This window comes from Anaeromassilibacillus sp. SJQ-1 (assembly GCF_046693725.1).
Lineage (GTDB): Bacteria > Bacillota > Clostridia > Oscillospirales > Acutalibacteraceae > Anaeromassilibacillus.
The window spans coordinates 38,082-54,570 of record NZ_JBKEIV010000040.1 but is presented as its reverse complement, the minus strand read 5'-3'; the positions used below and the strand labels follow the sequence as shown (position 1 = coordinate 54,570).

Annotated in this window: 18 protein-coding genes and 2 pseudogenes; 3 read left to right on the top strand and 17 right to left on the bottom strand. The window is 52.3% G+C overall.

Features of this window, described 5'->3' with window-relative positions; genetic code table 11:
* Positions 1–70: 70 nt before the first annotated feature.
* A complete protein-coding gene (locus tag ACGCCZ_RS10975) occupies positions 71–529 on the top strand; it encodes a TspO/MBR family protein (protein WP_411656043.1) in 459 nt (152 codons plus the stop codon).
* Here ACGCCZ_RS10975 and ACGCCZ_RS10970 read toward each other — a convergent pair.
* From ACGCCZ_RS10970 to ACGCCZ_RS10915, 12 genes and pseudogenes are all read right to left on the bottom strand, one after another.
* The gene (locus ACGCCZ_RS10970; RefSeq protein ID WP_411656042.1) at positions 469–855 is read right to left on the bottom strand and encodes a hypothetical protein; all 387 of its coding nucleotides are present in this window, start codon (positions 853–855) and stop codon (positions 469–471) included. The genes ACGCCZ_RS10975 and ACGCCZ_RS10970 overlap by 61 nt on opposite strands.
* A complete protein-coding gene (locus ACGCCZ_RS10965) occupies positions 852–1,082 on the bottom strand; it encodes a helix-turn-helix domain-containing protein (RefSeq protein ID WP_054323315.1) in 231 nt (76 codons plus the stop codon). The genes ACGCCZ_RS10970 and ACGCCZ_RS10965 overlap by 4 nt, the downstream gene beginning before the upstream one ends.
* Before the next feature lie 626 nt (positions 1,083–1,708).
* Positions 1,709–4,351 (bottom strand): NYN domain-containing protein, encoded by a 2,643-nt coding sequence (locus ACGCCZ_RS10960; protein WP_411656041.1) that lies wholly within the window; start codon positions 4,349–4,351, stop codon positions 1,709–1,711.
* Positions 4,352–4,488: 137 nt separating this feature from the next.
* Positions 4,489–4,665, bottom strand: a complete 177-nt coding sequence (locus ACGCCZ_RS10955) for a hypothetical protein (RefSeq protein WP_411656040.1) — start codon at positions 4,663–4,665, stop codon at positions 4,489–4,491.
* Between the two features lie 535 nt (positions 4,666–5,200).
* Positions 5,201–6,762, bottom strand: a pseudogene (locus ACGCCZ_RS10950) (glycine betaine ABC transporter substrate-binding protein).
* On the bottom strand, positions 6,759–7,895 hold the full coding sequence (locus tag ACGCCZ_RS10945; RefSeq protein ID WP_054323319.1) for an ABC transporter ATP-binding protein: 1,137 nt from the start codon (positions 7,893–7,895) through the stop codon (positions 6,759–6,761). Before ACGCCZ_RS10945 ends, ACGCCZ_RS10950 begins: the two are co-directional and overlap by 4 nt.
* Positions 7,896–8,305: 410 nt before the next feature.
* Positions 8,306–8,986, bottom strand: coding sequence for a YczE/YyaS/YitT family protein (locus ACGCCZ_RS10940; protein WP_411656039.1), 681 nt, complete (start codon positions 8,984–8,986; stop codon positions 8,306–8,308).
* A complete protein-coding gene (locus ACGCCZ_RS10935; RefSeq protein WP_411656038.1) occupies positions 8,983–9,117 on the bottom strand; it encodes a hypothetical protein in 135 nt (44 codons plus the stop codon). Before ACGCCZ_RS10935 ends, ACGCCZ_RS10940 begins: the two co-directional genes overlap by 4 nt.
* 17 nt (positions 9,118–9,134) lie before the next feature.
* Positions 9,135–9,410, bottom strand: a complete 276-nt coding sequence (locus ACGCCZ_RS10930; protein ID WP_411656037.1) for a MarR family transcriptional regulator — start codon at positions 9,408–9,410, stop codon at positions 9,135–9,137.
* Between the two features lie 178 nt (positions 9,411–9,588).
* Positions 9,589–10,011, bottom strand: a complete 423-nt coding sequence (locus ACGCCZ_RS10925; protein WP_411656036.1) for a cupin domain-containing protein — start codon at positions 10,009–10,011, stop codon at positions 9,589–9,591.
* A gap of 111 nt (positions 10,012–10,122) precedes the next feature.
* Entirely contained in the window at positions 10,123–10,359 is a 237-nt protein-coding gene (locus ACGCCZ_RS10920; RefSeq protein WP_411656035.1) for a hypothetical protein, read from the bottom strand.
* A 322-nt stretch (positions 10,360–10,681) separates the two neighbouring features.
* Positions 10,682–11,242, bottom strand: a complete 561-nt coding sequence (locus ACGCCZ_RS10915; RefSeq protein WP_411656034.1) for a flavin reductase family protein — start codon at positions 11,240–11,242, stop codon at positions 10,682–10,684.
* A gap of 616 nt (positions 11,243–11,858) precedes the next feature.
* Between ACGCCZ_RS10915 and ACGCCZ_RS10910 the strand changes: the two genes are divergently transcribed.
* Together ACGCCZ_RS10910 and ACGCCZ_RS10905 are read left to right on the top strand one after the other, a co-directional pair.
* Positions 11,859–12,275, top strand: a complete 417-nt coding sequence (locus tag ACGCCZ_RS10910) for a DUF3788 domain-containing protein (protein WP_411656033.1) — start codon at positions 11,859–11,861, stop codon at positions 12,273–12,275.
* 73 nt (positions 12,276–12,348) lie between these two features.
* Positions 12,349–12,711 carry a VOC family protein gene (locus ACGCCZ_RS10905; RefSeq protein WP_411656032.1) on the top strand — a complete coding sequence of 121 codons (363 nt, stop codon included), beginning with the start codon at positions 12,349–12,351 and terminating at the stop codon, positions 12,709–12,711.
* 198 nt (positions 12,712–12,909) lie between these two features.
* Here the strand turns inward: ACGCCZ_RS10905 and ACGCCZ_RS10900 are convergent, their stop codons facing one another.
* From ACGCCZ_RS10900 to ACGCCZ_RS10880, 5 genes and pseudogenes are all read right to left on the bottom strand, one after another.
* A complete protein-coding gene (locus tag ACGCCZ_RS10900; protein ID WP_411656031.1) occupies positions 12,910–13,935 on the bottom strand; it encodes an LCP family protein in 1,026 nt (341 codons plus the stop codon).
* A pseudogene (locus ACGCCZ_RS10895) lies at positions 13,932–14,603 on the bottom strand (CpsB/CapC family capsule biosynthesis tyrosine phosphatase). The gene ACGCCZ_RS10900 and the pseudogene ACGCCZ_RS10895 overlap by 4 nt, the downstream one beginning before the upstream one ends.
* The gene (locus ACGCCZ_RS10890) at positions 14,587–14,733 is read right to left on the bottom strand and encodes a CpsB/CapC family capsule biosynthesis tyrosine phosphatase (protein ID WP_411656030.1); all 147 of its coding nucleotides are present in this window, start codon (positions 14,731–14,733) and stop codon (positions 14,587–14,589) included. The pseudogene ACGCCZ_RS10895 and the gene ACGCCZ_RS10890 overlap by 17 nt, the downstream one beginning before the upstream one ends.
* Positions 14,730–15,575 (bottom strand): CpsD/CapB family tyrosine-protein kinase, encoded by an 846-nt coding sequence (locus ACGCCZ_RS10885; RefSeq protein WP_411656029.1) that lies wholly within the window; start codon positions 15,573–15,575, stop codon positions 14,730–14,732. The genes ACGCCZ_RS10890 and ACGCCZ_RS10885 overlap by 4 nt, the downstream gene beginning before the upstream one ends.
* Positions 15,572–16,117 (bottom strand): hypothetical protein, encoded by a 546-nt coding sequence (locus ACGCCZ_RS10880; RefSeq protein WP_411656028.1) that lies wholly within the window; start codon positions 16,115–16,117, stop codon positions 15,572–15,574. The genes ACGCCZ_RS10885 and ACGCCZ_RS10880 overlap by 4 nt, the downstream gene beginning before the upstream one ends.
* Positions 16,118–16,489: the final 372 nt, after the last annotated feature.

The window sequence follows — 16,489 nt, the reverse complement described above, 5'->3', positions numbered from 1 at the left end:
TTCATGTAGTCTACTTCGTTCAGTTACGCGCTTTGAAGCCGGATATTAACCCAACGACTTCCATACTCGTGTGAGTTTTCGCATTTATCGTGAAACGCTTTCGCGTTTTTCGTCGCTTCAGCCCGCACTGCGAATCTATGGTATTCAGCTGGCGGTCAACTTTTTCTGGTCCATCCTGTTTTTCTGCTTACAAGCCTATTGGTTTGCATTTGTGTGGCTGATTCTTCTGTGGGTGCTGATTCTCGCCATGATCGTGTCGTTTGCAAAGGTGTCCTTCCCTGCTGCAATGTTACAGAATCCCTTATCTGCTCTGGGTCACCTTCGCGGGGTATCTCAGCCTAGCGGTCGCTTTGCTCAATTGACGGCTGTTTTCCCTTTTCAAAAGGCTGCCCGCACTGGCAGGCTTTCGGAAAGGGCATTCCGCCGGCCGGCCGGATTTCATTCAACCGCCTGGCAAAGCCCGATCGGTTATTCGCAGGTATCCGCACTCGTTCCCGCCAGGAAGTCCGCCATGTGCTTTGCACAATAGGCGTGCCGGATCTCGCCGCAAAGCCTCTCCTCCAACCCGCCCTGATCGGTCAACATACTGCGTATCAATGCTGCGCGGTCCCGTCCGGAGAGCTGTTGCCAAAAAAACCGGGCAAAATCCTCCGCACGCGACCCGCTGCACGCATACGCCGTTTCCCATCTGGCCAGGCAATCCCCGCAGATCTCCTGCCCGCCCGTTTCTCGCAGGGAGTCCTCCGGCACAACGCGCCGGCATACGTCGCATCTCCCCCAGCCGATTGGCAGATAGCGCTCCGGTCCTTCGCACCGGTCGCGCTGCTGCTGGGCGGTTGCAAGCCCCCAGATCATGAATCCCTCCCGAGCAGCCAGTCCACAGATACATACAGCGCATCCGCCAGCGCCACCAGTTCAAAATCCAGAACCTGCCGCGTCTGCCGCTCCATATTGCACAGACATGTGGGATGCATCTCCACACCGCTCGCGTGGACACGCTCCAATACCTCCTGCCTGCGCATTCCCTGTGCAATCCGAGCCAGTTTGATTCGTTTTCCCGCTAGATTGTTGATCCGTTTCATCCCGAATCCCCCCCTGATCTTCCAATGTATTCGGCTGTGCATGGGCGGCGCCCTCCTGACCGGTCGAGTTTCGTTTTGCGGACAAAAGGCGCCTTTCGCACGGTCCAGTCATATTTTCTTTCTACGCATTGCTTTTGCGTAAAAGAAATCTTATTAGTACGCTACCAGTATAGTACGTTTGTTCGCAAATTGCAAGAGGAAATCGAAAATTTGTTCCTAATTTTTTGTGAAAAAAACTGGCCTGCTATATGCGGCCAGTTTCTTTCTTTTCTATTGTGGGAATGAGGCGCGGCTTCTTTGGCGATAGCCGCCCCTTTTTCTGAAGATCCGTGCAGGGCGATAGCGGGCGGATGTAGGCCGCAAGGTTGCGGCAAAAGGGGAAACGCACGGCTATTCCCCTCCTTTCAGACAGCACCTGCCCACCGGACATCGCCTGCCCCCTAACTTCCCAAAAGTCTGCTGCTGTAACGGAACGGGGACTTTCAACGGCTGTCGCTCTTGCGCGCCCCTATCCCCATCGGGTTCCAAAGCGCCAAACTCCCTATTAAAACGCCCGGCGTGTTGCCTTTTACCGCCTGCGCCCATCGGGTTCCACACACCGGAACCCAGCGCCATGGCCTTTCGCTTTACGTCTTTTCCAAAGCCTTGTCCATAGCGGCCTTGACCGTCAAAGTGCGGCGGTGACGGTTGTTTTCGGTCAATATCTCCCGAATCTGCCGGTTCGTAAAGCCGATCTCTTCCTGGAACGCCCGGGCAGAAACGCGCAGCGCCCCATGCCCCAAGATGATGAGCTGTTCCGCTGCATCGGAGGTAGCCACCCGGACGCGGTATTTCTTCGCAATCTCATAGGTAGCTTTTTCGATATAGGCGTCCGCGGTCTCGGCCTCTTTGGTATATACCACGTAGATGTTGTGGTAGCGGCTGACTTCGCCCAAACCGCCCGGAACCTTGTAGGCGTCAAATACCAATATCACCTCGCATTTGTGAAAACCCTGGTAATTGCTGAGCAAGTCCATCAGGACCTGGCGGGCTGCATCGAGGTTATCCTTTGCGAGATCCTTGAGTTCGTCCCAGGCAAAGATGATGTTGTATCCATCCACCAGCAAAAACTCCGGCCGTTCGTCCCGCGGGGGAACCGGCCAGAGCTCGGCTGCACCCGCTGCTTCGCGTTCTGAACGAGGACGGATGGACCGCGGCTTGATCGCTCCATAGGTGCGTTCAAAGATGGTTTGCAGTTCTTTGTCCTGCTCCAAACCTCCTGAATACACCACCGCCTGTGGAATATGAGCGGCAGACGCCTGCGCCTGTCCCGGCGCGTTCCAATCGAAACCCTCCAGATGCATGTGCTGGCGCACCTGGTCCCACTTCACCACAAAGCCCGCGCCATGGCTGCAAAAGACTGAATCCGCGGGGTTGTCCAGATCCTGCTCGCTGTTGTAACCAATGGCCTCTATGACCTCGTCGGGGTTGTGGCACACTTCATAGCCTTTGAGTGTGCAGAAAAGCCGCCCCTGCCCGCGGGTGTATGCGGCGACCTCCGCCGCATAGTCGCGCATATTTGCCACCGGCGCCGAGCCGGTCAACACCACGTCACTCCCCACCGTCTCCGGCGGAGAAACCGTCCCCGCCATGCGCTGTACATCCGACATCGCGCGGCCCACATAGGCAGCGGGCATTTCCAGCCGGAAATCATACCATGGTTCCAACAAAAGGCTTTTCGCACACATCAATCCCTGCCGCACCGCTCGATAGGTGGCCTGCCGGAAATCTCCGCCCTCCGTATGCTTTTCATGGGCGCGGCCAGCTATGAGCGTGATCCTCATATCCGTAATGGGGGAACCGGTCAGTACGCCCCGGTGCACCCGTTCCTCCAAATGGGTAAGAACCAGCCTCTGCCAGTTGCGGTCCAGCATGTCCTCGCTGCAATCCGTGCCGAATTGCAGGCCGCTGCCCCGCTCGCCGGGTTCCAGCAGCAGATGAACCTCTGCATAATGGCGCAGCGGCTCGAAATGGCCTACACCTTCCACCGGCGCGGCGATCGTCTCGCGGTACACAATGTTCCCGGCGCCGAAGTTTACATCCAAGCCGAAGCGTTCCCGGATGATCCTCTGCAAGACCTCCATCTGCACGGCGCCCATGAGTTGAATATGGATTTCACGCAACTGTCCATTCCAGACGATGTGCAGCTGGGGGTCCTCCTCCTCAAGCTGGCTCAATTTCTGCATAGCGGTGTGCGGGTCATATCCATAGGGCAGCAACACCTGGTAGGTCAAAACCGGCTCCAAGATGGGCGAATCCGAGGAAAACTCTGTGCCCAGGCCTTCTCCGGGATAGGTCCGGCCGAGCCCCGTCACTGCACAGACCGTCCCTGCGGGGACCTCATCCACCGCCTGGAATTTCGCGCCGGAATAGATGCGAATTTGATTGACCTTTTCCTCCCAGATCTTTTCCTCCGGCAAACTCGCCCGGCGGTTGCTCAGAAGCGCCCGCACTTTTAGGCTTCCACCGGTCACCTTTAAATACGTCAGGCGGTTGCCCTGCGGGTCCCAGGCAACCTTATAAACCTTCGCGCCAAACGCCTCTGGATACGCGGGGCAGCGCGCATACCGCGCCAAGCCCTGCAAAAAGGCGTCTATGCCGTCCAGTTTGAGCGCCGAACCGAAAAAGCACGGAAACAGCCTGCGCCGCGCGATCAACCCGGCAATCTCCTTGTCTGCAATTCGCCCATTTTCCAGATATTGATTGAGCGCGTCCTCATCGCACATGGCAACGCTCTCCCAAAAGCCCTCCCCGTATCCCCCGCTGAAGTCCACACAGCTGCTGTCCAGGCGCTCCTGCAACTCGGTCAACAGTGCGCTGCGGTCCGCCCCATCGAGGTCCATTTTGTTGACAAATAGGAACGTTGGAATCCGATACCGCTTGAGCAGATGCCAGAGCGTCAGGGTGTGCCCCTGCACGCCGTCGGTCCCACTGACGACCAGGATTGCATAGTCCAGCACCTGCAATGTCCGTTCCATCTCGCTGGAAAAGTCCACGTGCCCGGGTGTGTCAAGCAGTGTAATCTCCCAATCCTCCAACGGCAGGATTGCCTGCTTGGAAAAAATGGTAATTCCACGCTCCCGTTCCAGGGTATCCGTGTCCAAAAAGGCGTCCTGATGGTCTACCCGCCCGAGCTTTTTCAAACATCCGCAGCGATAGAGCATCCCTTCCGAGAGGGTAGTTTTTCCTGCGTCCACATGTGCCAGAATCCCAACGGCCAATTTTTTCATGAATCGATTCTCCAATATGATTTGATCTTGCTGGCTATGCACAGGCGATGCCCTGCCGTATGCGCATAGCCGGGAAATTTCCGCGCGACCGCTATGGTGGGGAACACCCGCCAAGCTCCATCTTACAGAGTTGCCATTTAAGGATGCAAACTTCTTGAACCGTCCAAAAAGCACTCCGCCTCTGCCACAAAAATCGGAACCGAAGGCGTTCTGTCCTCCTTCAAACGTGGAACCGCGCGGCTTTGCAGAGCATGTTGCCGCGCCCCATCCATTCTACCGCCGGGAATGGCAGACCTTTGCCGTCCCGCTTTCATTTCCAATATAAAATGATTATAACACATTTCGTCTCCGGAGAAAATGCAGCAGAGCGCTGAAGAAGAAAAATTGCTAATGGCGTTCTCCCGCGCCCGGGAAGACGCCGTCACCCCTCTGGCTCAGCCGGATGCATAAGAAGGCCCCATAAAAGCCCCTTACCGGCAAGCGTTTCCAAACGCCTGGAACTGGATTCCCTTGCATCACTTACTCCACAGCCCGTAAGCGGGCAATCGCCGTTCAAGCGTCAACCCTCTATCATGGAAAGATGGTTGTGGGCAACTCGCTTCATTCGATGCTGGGAGCGGAAGCTTTTTTGCGGGATACCTCCACCGGCAGAACGGGTTCTCCTAACCAAAAACGCCATACAGAAGGCAGCCTTTCTGCGGCCTTCCGTATGGCGTCTCTTTGGGGATACCACCCGTTGAAGATCGGTTGTGATGGGAGGGGTTCGACATGCTTCACGCGGAATGGCTCCTTAAAATGTCGAATCACGGGAAACCCTTTCCTCAGCAACGGATGTTCTTCACACAGCCTTTAAAAGCCGTGCGCCTTTAAGAATTCCTGAGCTACTTCCCGTTCGGTTCTTTGCAGCTCGTCAATCTGATAATTCATCTCCTGCATGGCCTCTTCTGTTGAGCAGGGGGCCGAGTTCGTCAAACACCGCCTTGAGTTCCGGATACATCTCATAAACCTCCTCCCGAATCACCGGCACCGGATAATACGGCGGGAAGAAGTCCTGATCGTCCTCCAAAACCGTCAGGTCGAACTTCCGGAGCAGGCCGTATCTGGAAAAGGCGTCGATCACGTCGCTCTCCCCGCTCATAATCGCCGTATAGCGCGGGGAGCCATCGATTCCGATCTCCTCTGCAAATTGGAGCCCATATGCTTTTTTCAAACCTGGAAGCCCATCCTCGCGGTTCATGAACTCCAAAGTCGGGGAGATGCGCGCCTGACCGTTGATCTTGGTCAGGTCGCTGATGGTCTGAAGCTGGTGCGCCTGCGCATAGGCGGGCAACACGGCAAGGGTGTAGGTATTATTGAACGCCATCTGGTCCAACACGACCAACTGGTATTGGTCCTGGAATTCCTTCCGGACGGTTTCAAACACCGTCTCCACATCTGAAACCGGCGGATGCCCCAGTGTCTCTGTATAGGCGGTCCCGGTGTACTCGATATAGGCATCTACTTCTCCGCTCTTCATAGCATTGAACAAAACCTGGGTTCCGCCGAGGTTGGATTTTCTCTGGACGGTGAGATCGGTTTTGGCTTCGATAGCCTGGGAGGCAAGTTCGCAAAGCAAGCGTTGTTCGGTGTAGTTTTTCCCTCCCACAACAATGGTGTCCCCGGTGGGCGTTCCCACCATGCTGCGGATACCGGAAAATGCGAGCAGGCCGGCCAACAGGACCCCACAGGCTGCCAGGAGAATCTTTTGATGGGTGCGGCGCTTTTTGCTGTCCGCATTGCGCTGGCTGACCGGGGTGACAAATTTCTCCACTTGACCGAGTAGAAAATCCACCAGCAGCGCCAGCAGGCAGGCCGGGATGGCTCCAGCAAGGATTTGGGCATTGTTGACCGTGCTGATGCCGGAGAACACCAGGTAGCCCAGGCCGCCGCCACCGATAAAGGCCGCCATCGTCATTAAGCCGACCGCAGTCACCGCAGAGATGCGGATGCCGGCCATCATCACCGGAAGCGCCAGCGGAATCTGTACTTTAAAGAGGATTTCCGGCTTTGTCAGCCCGATTCCCTTCGCCGACTCCATCAATTCGGGGGAAATCCCCTGAATGCCGGTGAATGTATTCTTCACGATCGGCAGCAGGGAATATAGCACCACCACAATGACGGACGGCAGAAACGCCGATCCCAAGAAACGGGATGGCAAAACCGAGCAGCGCCATACTGGGCACCGCCTGAATCACGCTTGCAATGCCCAACACCAGCTTGTTCAACCCCTTCGTATAGCTGATGAGCAGGCCGAGCGGAACCCCGATCACAATCGCCAGCCCAACGGCCAGGCAGGTCAACTGGATGTGGTCCAGCAGCAGGGAAAGAATCTGTTCCCGGTTCTGGACGATGTACGTGAAAAAATCAGTCATATGTGCAAAGCCCCCTCTCCATCCGTATCCAGGAATTGCGTGCTCATGGTGGAGACCAGGCTGCTTTTGGTAATCAAGCCCTCCAATTTTCCATCCGCATCGACGACCGGCATATTGGAGGTCGTCGCGTTTTGCAAGGCCTTTAGGACGCTGATGATGTCGGAATCCGGGCTGGTGGAAAGCAGCGGCGGATGCATAATGTCTTTGACATAGCCGTAGTTGTTTTCCCTCTGGCGGACGTCCTTGGACTGTACCACGCCGAGCAATGTGCGGTTGCGGTCGACCACCATGAGGCTGTCCACCTTATTGGAACGCATCTTTTCCACAGCGCGCACCAACGGGAGGTTTGGCGGGCAACTGACCGGTTCGGTAATCATAATATCCCGCACCTTGATAAAATTGGGCGATTCCCAGATGCGGTGTTTTCCGACAAAGTTGCTCACGTAGTCGTTGCACGGATGTTTTAAGATCTCCTCTGGAAGGCCGTACTGTAAGATCTCCCCCTGGTACATCATGCAGATCTTGTCCGCAATTTTGATGGCCTCCCCCATATCGTGCGTGACAAAGACGATGGTCTTTTTAAAATCCTCTTGGAGGGTGACAAGCTCATCCTGAAGCTGGGACCGCGTCAAGGGGTCTAACGCACTGAACGGCTCGTCCATGAGAATGATCTCCGGGTCTGTTGCAAATGCACGCGCCACGCCGATGCGCTGTTTCTGCCCGCCGGATAGTTCCGTGGGGTAACAATCCAGATACGCCGGGTCCATATTGACCATTTTCATCAGTTCCAAGGTACGCGCAGCAATCTGTGCGCCGTCGCGTTTTTCCAAACGTTCAATCAGCTCGATATTTTGGCGGATGGTCATGTGAGGAAACAAGCCGGTGGACTGGATGACATACCCCATGCTCCGCCGGAGGCGAATCACGTTTTCCTCCATAATATCCCGCCCATTGATGAGAATCCTCCCCGTGGTGGGTTCCAAAAGCCGGTTAATCATCTTGAGCGTTGTGGTCTTCCCGCAACCGCTCTCCCCGATCAAAGTGACCAGCTCTCCGGATTCGATGGTAAAATTCAGCTCTTTTAAAATGGGGCGGTTCTCAAACGATTTTGTGACATGTTCAAATTGAATCATAAAGTACCTCCTTTGGATGGGCTATCCATGATTCTATAGGACATATACACAAAGAATTGTATCACACGCTCCATGAAAAACGTGTTAGAATTCCCCGGCTTTTATTAAGACGCTATAAAGATGAGGGCCCGACAGGGCCTGCATCACAGGAATGGGAACCGTACTCTGCATTTTTTGGGGCCATTCTCAGCAAAAAGAGGATGTCCCAAAACTACGAATTTTTCGATTCATAGGAATGGGGCGTCCCCTTTGTGTTTGGAAAAATATCTGCGTTTCGAAAAAACGAGGGTATTCCTTCCGTCATTTTATGACTTTTGGGACACCCTCCTTCCCCAGTTGTGGGAATGGACCGGAACTTTCAACCGTCTGTCTCCCCAAAACCGGCCCCTGCCGGCTACCGGCTGAAACCGTCACTGTCCAGCTGCCGTTTCCGCAGTGTGATCCGGAACAGCAAGCGCGCGAATCTTTTGTACGGCCTTGACATGGCGGTTGATCCAATTGACGCATTTGCCAACAGCGACAGCGGAGACGACGGTGCCAACCCCCACGCCGTTCAATTTGTGAAAGAAGGCCAACGACAATAAGGCGGCAATGGCAATCAAAGCGACGTCGAAATAGACCTTGACCGTGCCAAACGTTCGCCGTGTTTTCTTCGAAAGAGCGCGGACAACCCCCTCCCCCGGCACGACCAGGACGTCCGGCGCCACCTCGATGCAGATTCCGAACGCAAGAATCAGGCAACCGATTCCCAAGCTGAGCAGCCGGAGCCAGAGGGCCTGCGGTTGAAAAAAGGACAGCGCCCCCATGCTCAGATCGATCAGACCGCTGAACAGCAGGTTGACCAGAACCTGGAGGAACTGTACCGGGTGGAAATCCCGTTTGAGCAGCAGCAATTGGAGCAAAATAAAGAGCAGGTTGAACAAAAAGGTACACATCCCAAAGCTGACGCCCGGAAATTGCAGGCTGAGTACATAGGGCACGCTGGAAATCTGCGAAGTGCCCAGTGCACTTTTGGTTATAAACGCAATCCCAAAAGAATTGACGGCGACCCCCAGGACAAAATACAGATAACGCAGTGCCAAGCGTTTCATCGGGTCCCCTCCTCTAAATTGGAAAGAATCGTCCGCAGGGTTTGCAGGAACGTTTCCTGCCTGTCGCGAGAAATCCCCCGAAAAGCCGCTTCATCGGTTTGCGCACAGATCTCTTTAACCTTCACCGCCAACGCCTGCCCTTCCTCCGTCAGATGGATGTGGGAGGCGCGCTTATCCAGGGGATGCTCCTTTTATAGAGCAAATTCTGCCGCTCCATGCGAACGAGCAGATTTGCAATCGTGGATTTATCGATCACACATCCCTCGCCGATCTCTTTCGCAATCGCGCCATCGTGTTCCAGCAGGTATTCCAAAATCTTTGGCTGACCTGGATACAGCCCCAACGCCAATACCTTTTGGGAGATGGCCTTATTGCTGTAGTGAAACCCGCACAGGAGCAAAAAATGCAACTCTGCTTCCAGCATATTATGGTTCCTCTCCTGTACATTTTCCTATACTGTGTTTCATTCTCTTTCATTAGTTTTAATTCAAACGATATAACAGTATAAATACATTCAACGGATTTTGCAATACTCCCTGCAAATTTTCTCGAAAATGGACAAACCGAGCTGTTGAGACAACCCAACAACCCGGTTTTCTACTTTAAGGAAGCTTGTCATATTCCTCCGGGGCGAGAAATTCCAACCATTCATTGGATGCCCCTTCCGCCGGAACCTCCACCGCCAAGTGTTGAAACCAGCTGTCCCTGGCCGCTCCGTGCCAGTGCTTAACCTCTGGCGGGATGTTCACAACGTCGCCGGGGTGCAGTTCCTGCGCGGGCTTTCCCTCTTCCTGATACCACCCCCTGCCACCGGTCACCAGCAAAATCTGCCCGCCCTTGTGGTGAATGTGGTATGCATTGATGGTCCCCGGTGCAAAGGTTACATTCCCAATGGATACCCCCTGTGTGGTCAATCGATTCAGATAACACTCACCGGTAAAGTACGGCGCAAACGCCCGGTTCTCCTCGCCAATGGGAAATACGGCGCCTCCGCCCAACTCCTGTTTCATCCGTCCTTCTTGCATCGACCCATTCTCCCTTTCGTGGATTTCTTTGGCGAATGTATGCATTCGCTTTCTTTAATAAATAGCATACTCCTTGGAGTAAACTCTAAGTCAAGCCCCTCTTTGCAAATTTTATGCAGACACAAAGAATCTTCCCTCCTGGGAATGTCCAGATGCAGTTTCGCGGCGAATTAGAAGGACAAACCGTTCCATCTTCATAACCCCTGCCCATATCCCATAGGTTCCGGCCAGAATGGACAAAACGCCCTGTCTCCGGCCAAATAACCGGGTGCAGGACGTTTGGGTTGATTCGGGAACCCTCCGCAGAACCGGTAGAGGGACCCGGTAAAAAGTTTTCGCTTCCAGCATTGCGCGAAGCGAACGGTTCACAACAATCCTTCAATGATAGAAGGCCGCCATTAGAATGGCGGCTGCCCGTTTACGGGCTGTGGGGCAAGTGATGCAAGCGGAATAAAATCCCGTAGATCGGGAGACGCTTGCCAACAATCGGTCCTTATAGGGCTCCTTACATCTCCGGCTTGGCCGGTGGGATGGCCCAATAATAAGGGATTCGTACCGTTCGCCTGGATGCCCTTTTTCTAAAAATCCGGTTCGCTGTTCGGAACGTTCCCCTTTGAAAAAGCTGTCTCATATGCCCGCCAAATGGACAGTTGGACGAGTCAAATCGCGCTTACTTCAGCCGGGCGCCATCTTTAAACGCATTGCCTACCTTTTCTCCCAGTTTGAGATATGCATAGTTGACCGGGTCAAATGAAATCGGGCACAGCTTGGACGGATCGATCTTTCCCTCGTCGTTGAGTATGGATTCCTCCGCGCACACATTGACGATCTCTCCGATCAACAGCTCGGATTCCTCATCGAAGCGCACCAGCTTACACTCCAAAGCCATCGGCAGCTCATCAATCAGGGGCGCATCCACGAATTCGCTCTTGGTTGTGTGAAGCCCTGCCCGGGCGAGCTTGTCCGGCACATTGTTGCCCGAAACGATTCCAACATAGTCCGCTTCCACAACGTGTGCGGCGTCGGCCATGCTGACGGTAAACGCCTTGCGGGCAAGGATATTTTTTACCGTCTTGTGGGTAGCGCTCAGATAGAGCGCAATCTGCTTGGTGTCGGCGATGCCTCCCCAGGCGGCGTTCATCGCGTCGGGGGTGCCGTCCTCCCCATATGTGGCGATGATGAGAACGGGTTGCGGGTACAGAAACGGCTTTGCGCCAAAATTCTTTCTCATGGAAAACCTCCTGTTATCAAATACATTTCCTATAGTATACAATTTGTCCGCAAAAAAATCGAGGGGATTCTGGTATTTCTTTCTCCACCGGGCGAAAACTTGCCGGTACCGCGGTCCAGCCGTTTCATCTAACGCCCCAGGGGCCTGCAACAAGAGAGTCCTTCAAAAGCGCCCTTTTGTCCTCCCTTGCGTGTGTCCCGAATTCCTCTATTTCTTCCATGAAGACGGTCAAAAAATGGAGGACATCCGTATAAATAGAACATTTACCCGTAAAATATCCAAAGAAAAAGGAACCCATTTCCAATAAAATTGCAACCAGTAAAAGAGCCATATTAACGGCTTGCACAAGGGAATAGAATCATATGGAAAAAAGGCACTTGAAATAAAGTGCTTTTTTCTATGGTGAAACAGCATCGTGTTCCATTTCGGCATGATTCCCCAAAACGTATGAGCGTATGATTTGTCAAGGGGTCGTTGCGGAAACAATGCTTTCGTACCCTTTCCAAAGCATAGGTGGATCAGTAGCTTTTCAAAAAACAGAAAAGAAATGACGGTATTGAACGATCATGATATAATGTGCATAAAGATAAATAGGGGTTTACGGAGGGAGAAAACGATGCTTGATAAAATACCCAATGCAGAGGAAATGACTGCTTTGGTCGGGCAACCATTATATGATGCATGGAATAAGTTGTGCGCTTTCATTGATGAAAAATATGAGATGGAATGCCTGTGGAATAAGGGCGGTAAAGCATGGACCTATGAGTATAAATACCGTCGAGGTGGTAAAACACTTTGTGCATTATATGCCAGAAAAAATTGTGTGGGTTTTATGATGATCTTGGGAAAAGATGAGAGGGCAAAGTTTGAAGCCGAACGAAATCATTATTCTAAACAAGTCCAAAAAATCTACGATGCAGCGAACACTTACCATGATGGTAAATGGGTAATGTTTGAACCGATCGACCCAGCAATGTTTCCGGATTTTATGAAATTATTAAGCATTAAAAGAAAGCCCAACAGAAAGGCATGACTTTCTGTTGGAATGAGAAGGTAAAACCCAAGTTTATAAAACTTGATAATTTAAATTTGGTGGGATAACGACAATGAAATTAAAGAACATTTTGATTGTTGTAAAAGATATTGAAGCATCCAAACAATTTTATCACGACTTGTTTGGTCTTAATCTGGTACTTGATAATGATGGCAACATGGTTTTGACAGAAGGTCTTGTACTCCAGGATGAAAAGATATGGAAAAAGTTTCTGGGAAAAGATGTTATTCCAAAAAGCAATTCATGTGAGCTGTATTTTGAAGAACAGGATATAGACGCATTTATTGAAAGGTTGGAAAAAATGTATCCCTCAATTCAATACGTCAATCGGCTTATGACACATAGCTGGGGACAAAAGGTAACCCGTTTTTACGATTTAGACGGCAATCTGATTGAAGTGGGAACACCTATGTAATGCGACCATTCCCCGTTTGTGTGGCGAATGATCCATAAGAACTTGTTCATTTCCACTGACAAATACGATGTAAGGTAAAACAATACCAGCAGCAAGCTTCATTTCGCTAGAAAGAAGGGCGATCCGCTTACAGCGGTAGCCCTTCTTTTGCCGTGCGCTTGCCTACAACCTTATTGGAAGGTTCCCCGCTCCTTCTGACTAATGAAGCGCTTCCTTTCTCCCAAAAGCGTGGAGAGGAAGATATTCCTCCTGCAAAAGGCTCCGAATCTTCGGAAGGTCCGGCACCAACACATACATTCCTCGAATCATGGCGCTGTAGTATGTCTGGTCGGCGGGAATGCGGTACGAGGAGAGTTCCATGGAGCGGAATACGGGGAACATCTGAAACAGCAGGGAAAAAATCTGCGCATCCGTCAAATCTGTGGTGAGGGATGGTAAAATCGCATTGGCGAGGTCCTTCATCTCTGAAAGGCTCAAATGTTTAATCTTTCGAAAGGCCGCTTCCAGGATGTTTCTCTGCCGTTCCGTCCGTTGAAAATCGCTGTCAATCTTCCGAATTCTGGCATATTCCAGCGCCATTTTCCCATCCAGATGATTCATCCCCGCAAAGGTTCCTCTGCCCAAATGTTCCGCCTCAGCAGCAGTCAGAACAATATCCACGCCGCCCAGCACGTCGATCACCTTTTCGAAGCGCTCAAAATCCACCTCGATGTTGCCGTCGATCGTAATGCCAAAATTTTCATAGATGGTGTCATCCAGGAGGGGAAAGCCCCCAAAGGCGTAAGCCGCGTTGAGGCGGTTGTCCGAATATCCACCGGGGATTCGGACATAGAGATCCCGCATGAAGGAAATCAGAGAAACCTGTTTTGTGTCCGGATTGATGCTGCACAGGATCATGGTGTCGGAGCGTTGGCGCCCCTCCCCCTCCCGGCGGTCCTGCCCCACCAACATCAGGTTGACCAGCGCATCGTCCTCAATCTGCTCAATCTCCTCCCATTCGACGGCCTCGGGGTCCAAAACAATCTGCGAGCTGGCTTCCGGCGCAGTGGGCGGGTCCACCTCGAAGTCCTCATCCTTCGGGGCAACCGTAGACAGGGTGGATTCGTCCACCCGGTTGATTTTATTCAGGTAATGCTTGGCAATCAGTCCTCCCGAACCGACCAGAAGAAGCAGTACCAAGAGAATGCTGCCGGCAATCCACATGGTTTTCTTTGGGAGCTTCAATATTCCCACACCCTTTCCTTTTCTCGGCCCCTGCCACGGGCCTTTTTAACACCAATCAAACGGGATGGGGCCTTCCATAGGACCCCTTTGTCCTGTAAGATTCGCAGGGGATTTCGTTCCAGTAGGAGCGGCGTACAGCCCTCGCCATCCTTCCAGTCCAACGTCCGGCGCAGTTCCATCAGGTCCGGGGTACGGTAGAGGGACCCATGCGCATCCAAGGCGATGACAGCGGCCAGACGATGCCGTAAAATGGCATCCGCTGTCTGCTGGATGTGCTTTCCAAACCGTCCCAAAATGCTGCCCTTGTTGATTTGGATAACAATGCCCATCCGATACCAGTCGTATATACAGGAACGATCCTGCATCACGCAATGGTAACGCTCTGGATGCGCTAGGATGGGCTTATACCCGGCGTTCAATAGGCGGTCCATCTGCCGTTAGATTTCCATTGCATCCACCTCAAAGGCAAACTCCACCAACGGGTATCGAGTGTGATTGAGACAGATCAATTGCCCGGAATTCAATCGTTCCAGTACATCGTCTGTCGCAAAAATCTCCATCCCCTCGACCACGCGAAGCGGGATGTCCTGTTCCTCCAAAAGTTCCCGCAGGTGTTGAATCCTGCGCTGGTAACGTGCATCCCAGATGGTTTCAAAGAAGCCGGGCATATCTGTGCGGTGTCGCTGCAATGGCAAAAGTGCCGCTGTGCACCGCCATACTTGCCATCCGAAGGGCTTCGCTCCATATCTGTGCGCCGTCGTCCAGCCCCGGCAGAAGATGTATGTGTAAATCGGTCATATCCTATTTCTCCAGGCGCCCGGCGCCCTTTTGTTCTCAGGTCTCATGGTCTTTCCCTGCGGGCGCTTTTCTTCGCCGTAGACCTTATAATGGCCATACGTTCTATATTTCCCATATCTACCATATTTTCCGTAGCTATAAGGAGAAAATACGCCGGAAACACCATTGAATACATATCCAATGATTGGAAGGTCCCCTGCCTCCAATTCAGCGACAGCCTCTAAAATTTGTCCCTGGCTGGCGTGGTCCTGTTTGACGACAAACAATACCCCATCCGCATATTCCTCCATCAAGAACACATCTTCGAAGGCGCCGCAGGGCGGTACATCTATTACGATGTAATCCACCTGGAACTCAAGCTGGGCCAGCATCGCCGGCATCTTTTGGCTCAGAACCTTGGCAGGATTTTTAACCGCTTGATTCCCTCCCAAAAAGAATACATGCGTCTGTTGGTCAAAACAGAGCAGATCATCAATCGCACATGTTCCCTGTAGGGCGCCGTCCAAACCATGCTGTGTGCGGAGCTGTTTCATGTAAGTGCGTAAGTCCTGCTTCCGGAGGCCGGCGTCGATCAAAAGGACCTTTTTCCCATAACGCGCCAGTTCCGCCGCCAGGTTCAGGGTCACAACGGATTTTCCTTCGCCCGGCACAGCGCTTGTCACCAAAAGCGTCTTACTGTCCAAATCCTCCAGCGCTTTTGTGACGCGCAGTTGCAACGTCTCCATATTCTCTGAAAACCACGGGCTGACGCTTCGATTCCAGATCGGGGAAGGGGCCGTATGTTCTTTCCGAACCTTCTGCACGACCACCGGTAGCTCGGCCAGGCAGGGAAGGTTCATCATTCGTTGCAGTTCCCCGGCCTTATGAACGGCATGCCCACCAAAAGGGAAGAGATCAACAGCGGCCGTTTGTTTCTCTTCTCTTTCAACACTTCGCGTAGGGAATGGGTTTTTCGCTCATAGGGGATGCTCCCCAAGATAGTTCCATCCAGTTGTTTTTTGGCCAGCTCTCGCTTTTTCACCGTGAACCGCAGGTAGGAGGTCAACACGATCAAAGCAGCTACCACTCCTGCCGCTGCCAGTGCCCCCATCCGGCGTAGTTTGGACATCTGCAGCGGATTGGGCGGATTATAAGGAATGGTTGGGCTTTTCAGCGTATCCAGCAGCGCATTGGAAAACAGGTAGTCCGATACGCGGTTGTACTTGTCCAGAGCCGATTGAGCCATTTGGTAAGCGTGGCGCGGGGAATCCGAAGTCACGGTCAAAAGCATCAGGTTCGTCTCTGAAACCAGTTCGATCGAAATGATCCCTTCGACCGATGCGACTCCCATATCCTCCGCGATGAGCTTTCGCAGTGCGTCGCTCTGAAAAACCTCACCAAACACCGCCGCCATCTCCTTCGCGGTATTCAGCGAGGTGTAAGAGCCCCCATTATCTCACACCCCTATACAAAATAGATTGACATTATTATACTTGCATATAAAGTCGTTGTAATAGACGAGAAAAGTAATCTTTACCAATCTCTTCCTTTTAATGAATACTATATATAACACAAAATAAAAGTGATAAACCAGTAAATAGAATTCATTTCATCGCTTATAGATCTGTGAAATTCGCCTCCTGAATGAAGTGGCTATTTCCGACTTTTCCAATCCTTGCAACTTCTCTCTATTTTTCAAGTAAACAGAATATCTCTTATCTTCTAAAAGAAAAATCTCTCTACTATGAATTTCATAGTAGAGAGATTTTTTAAAAAG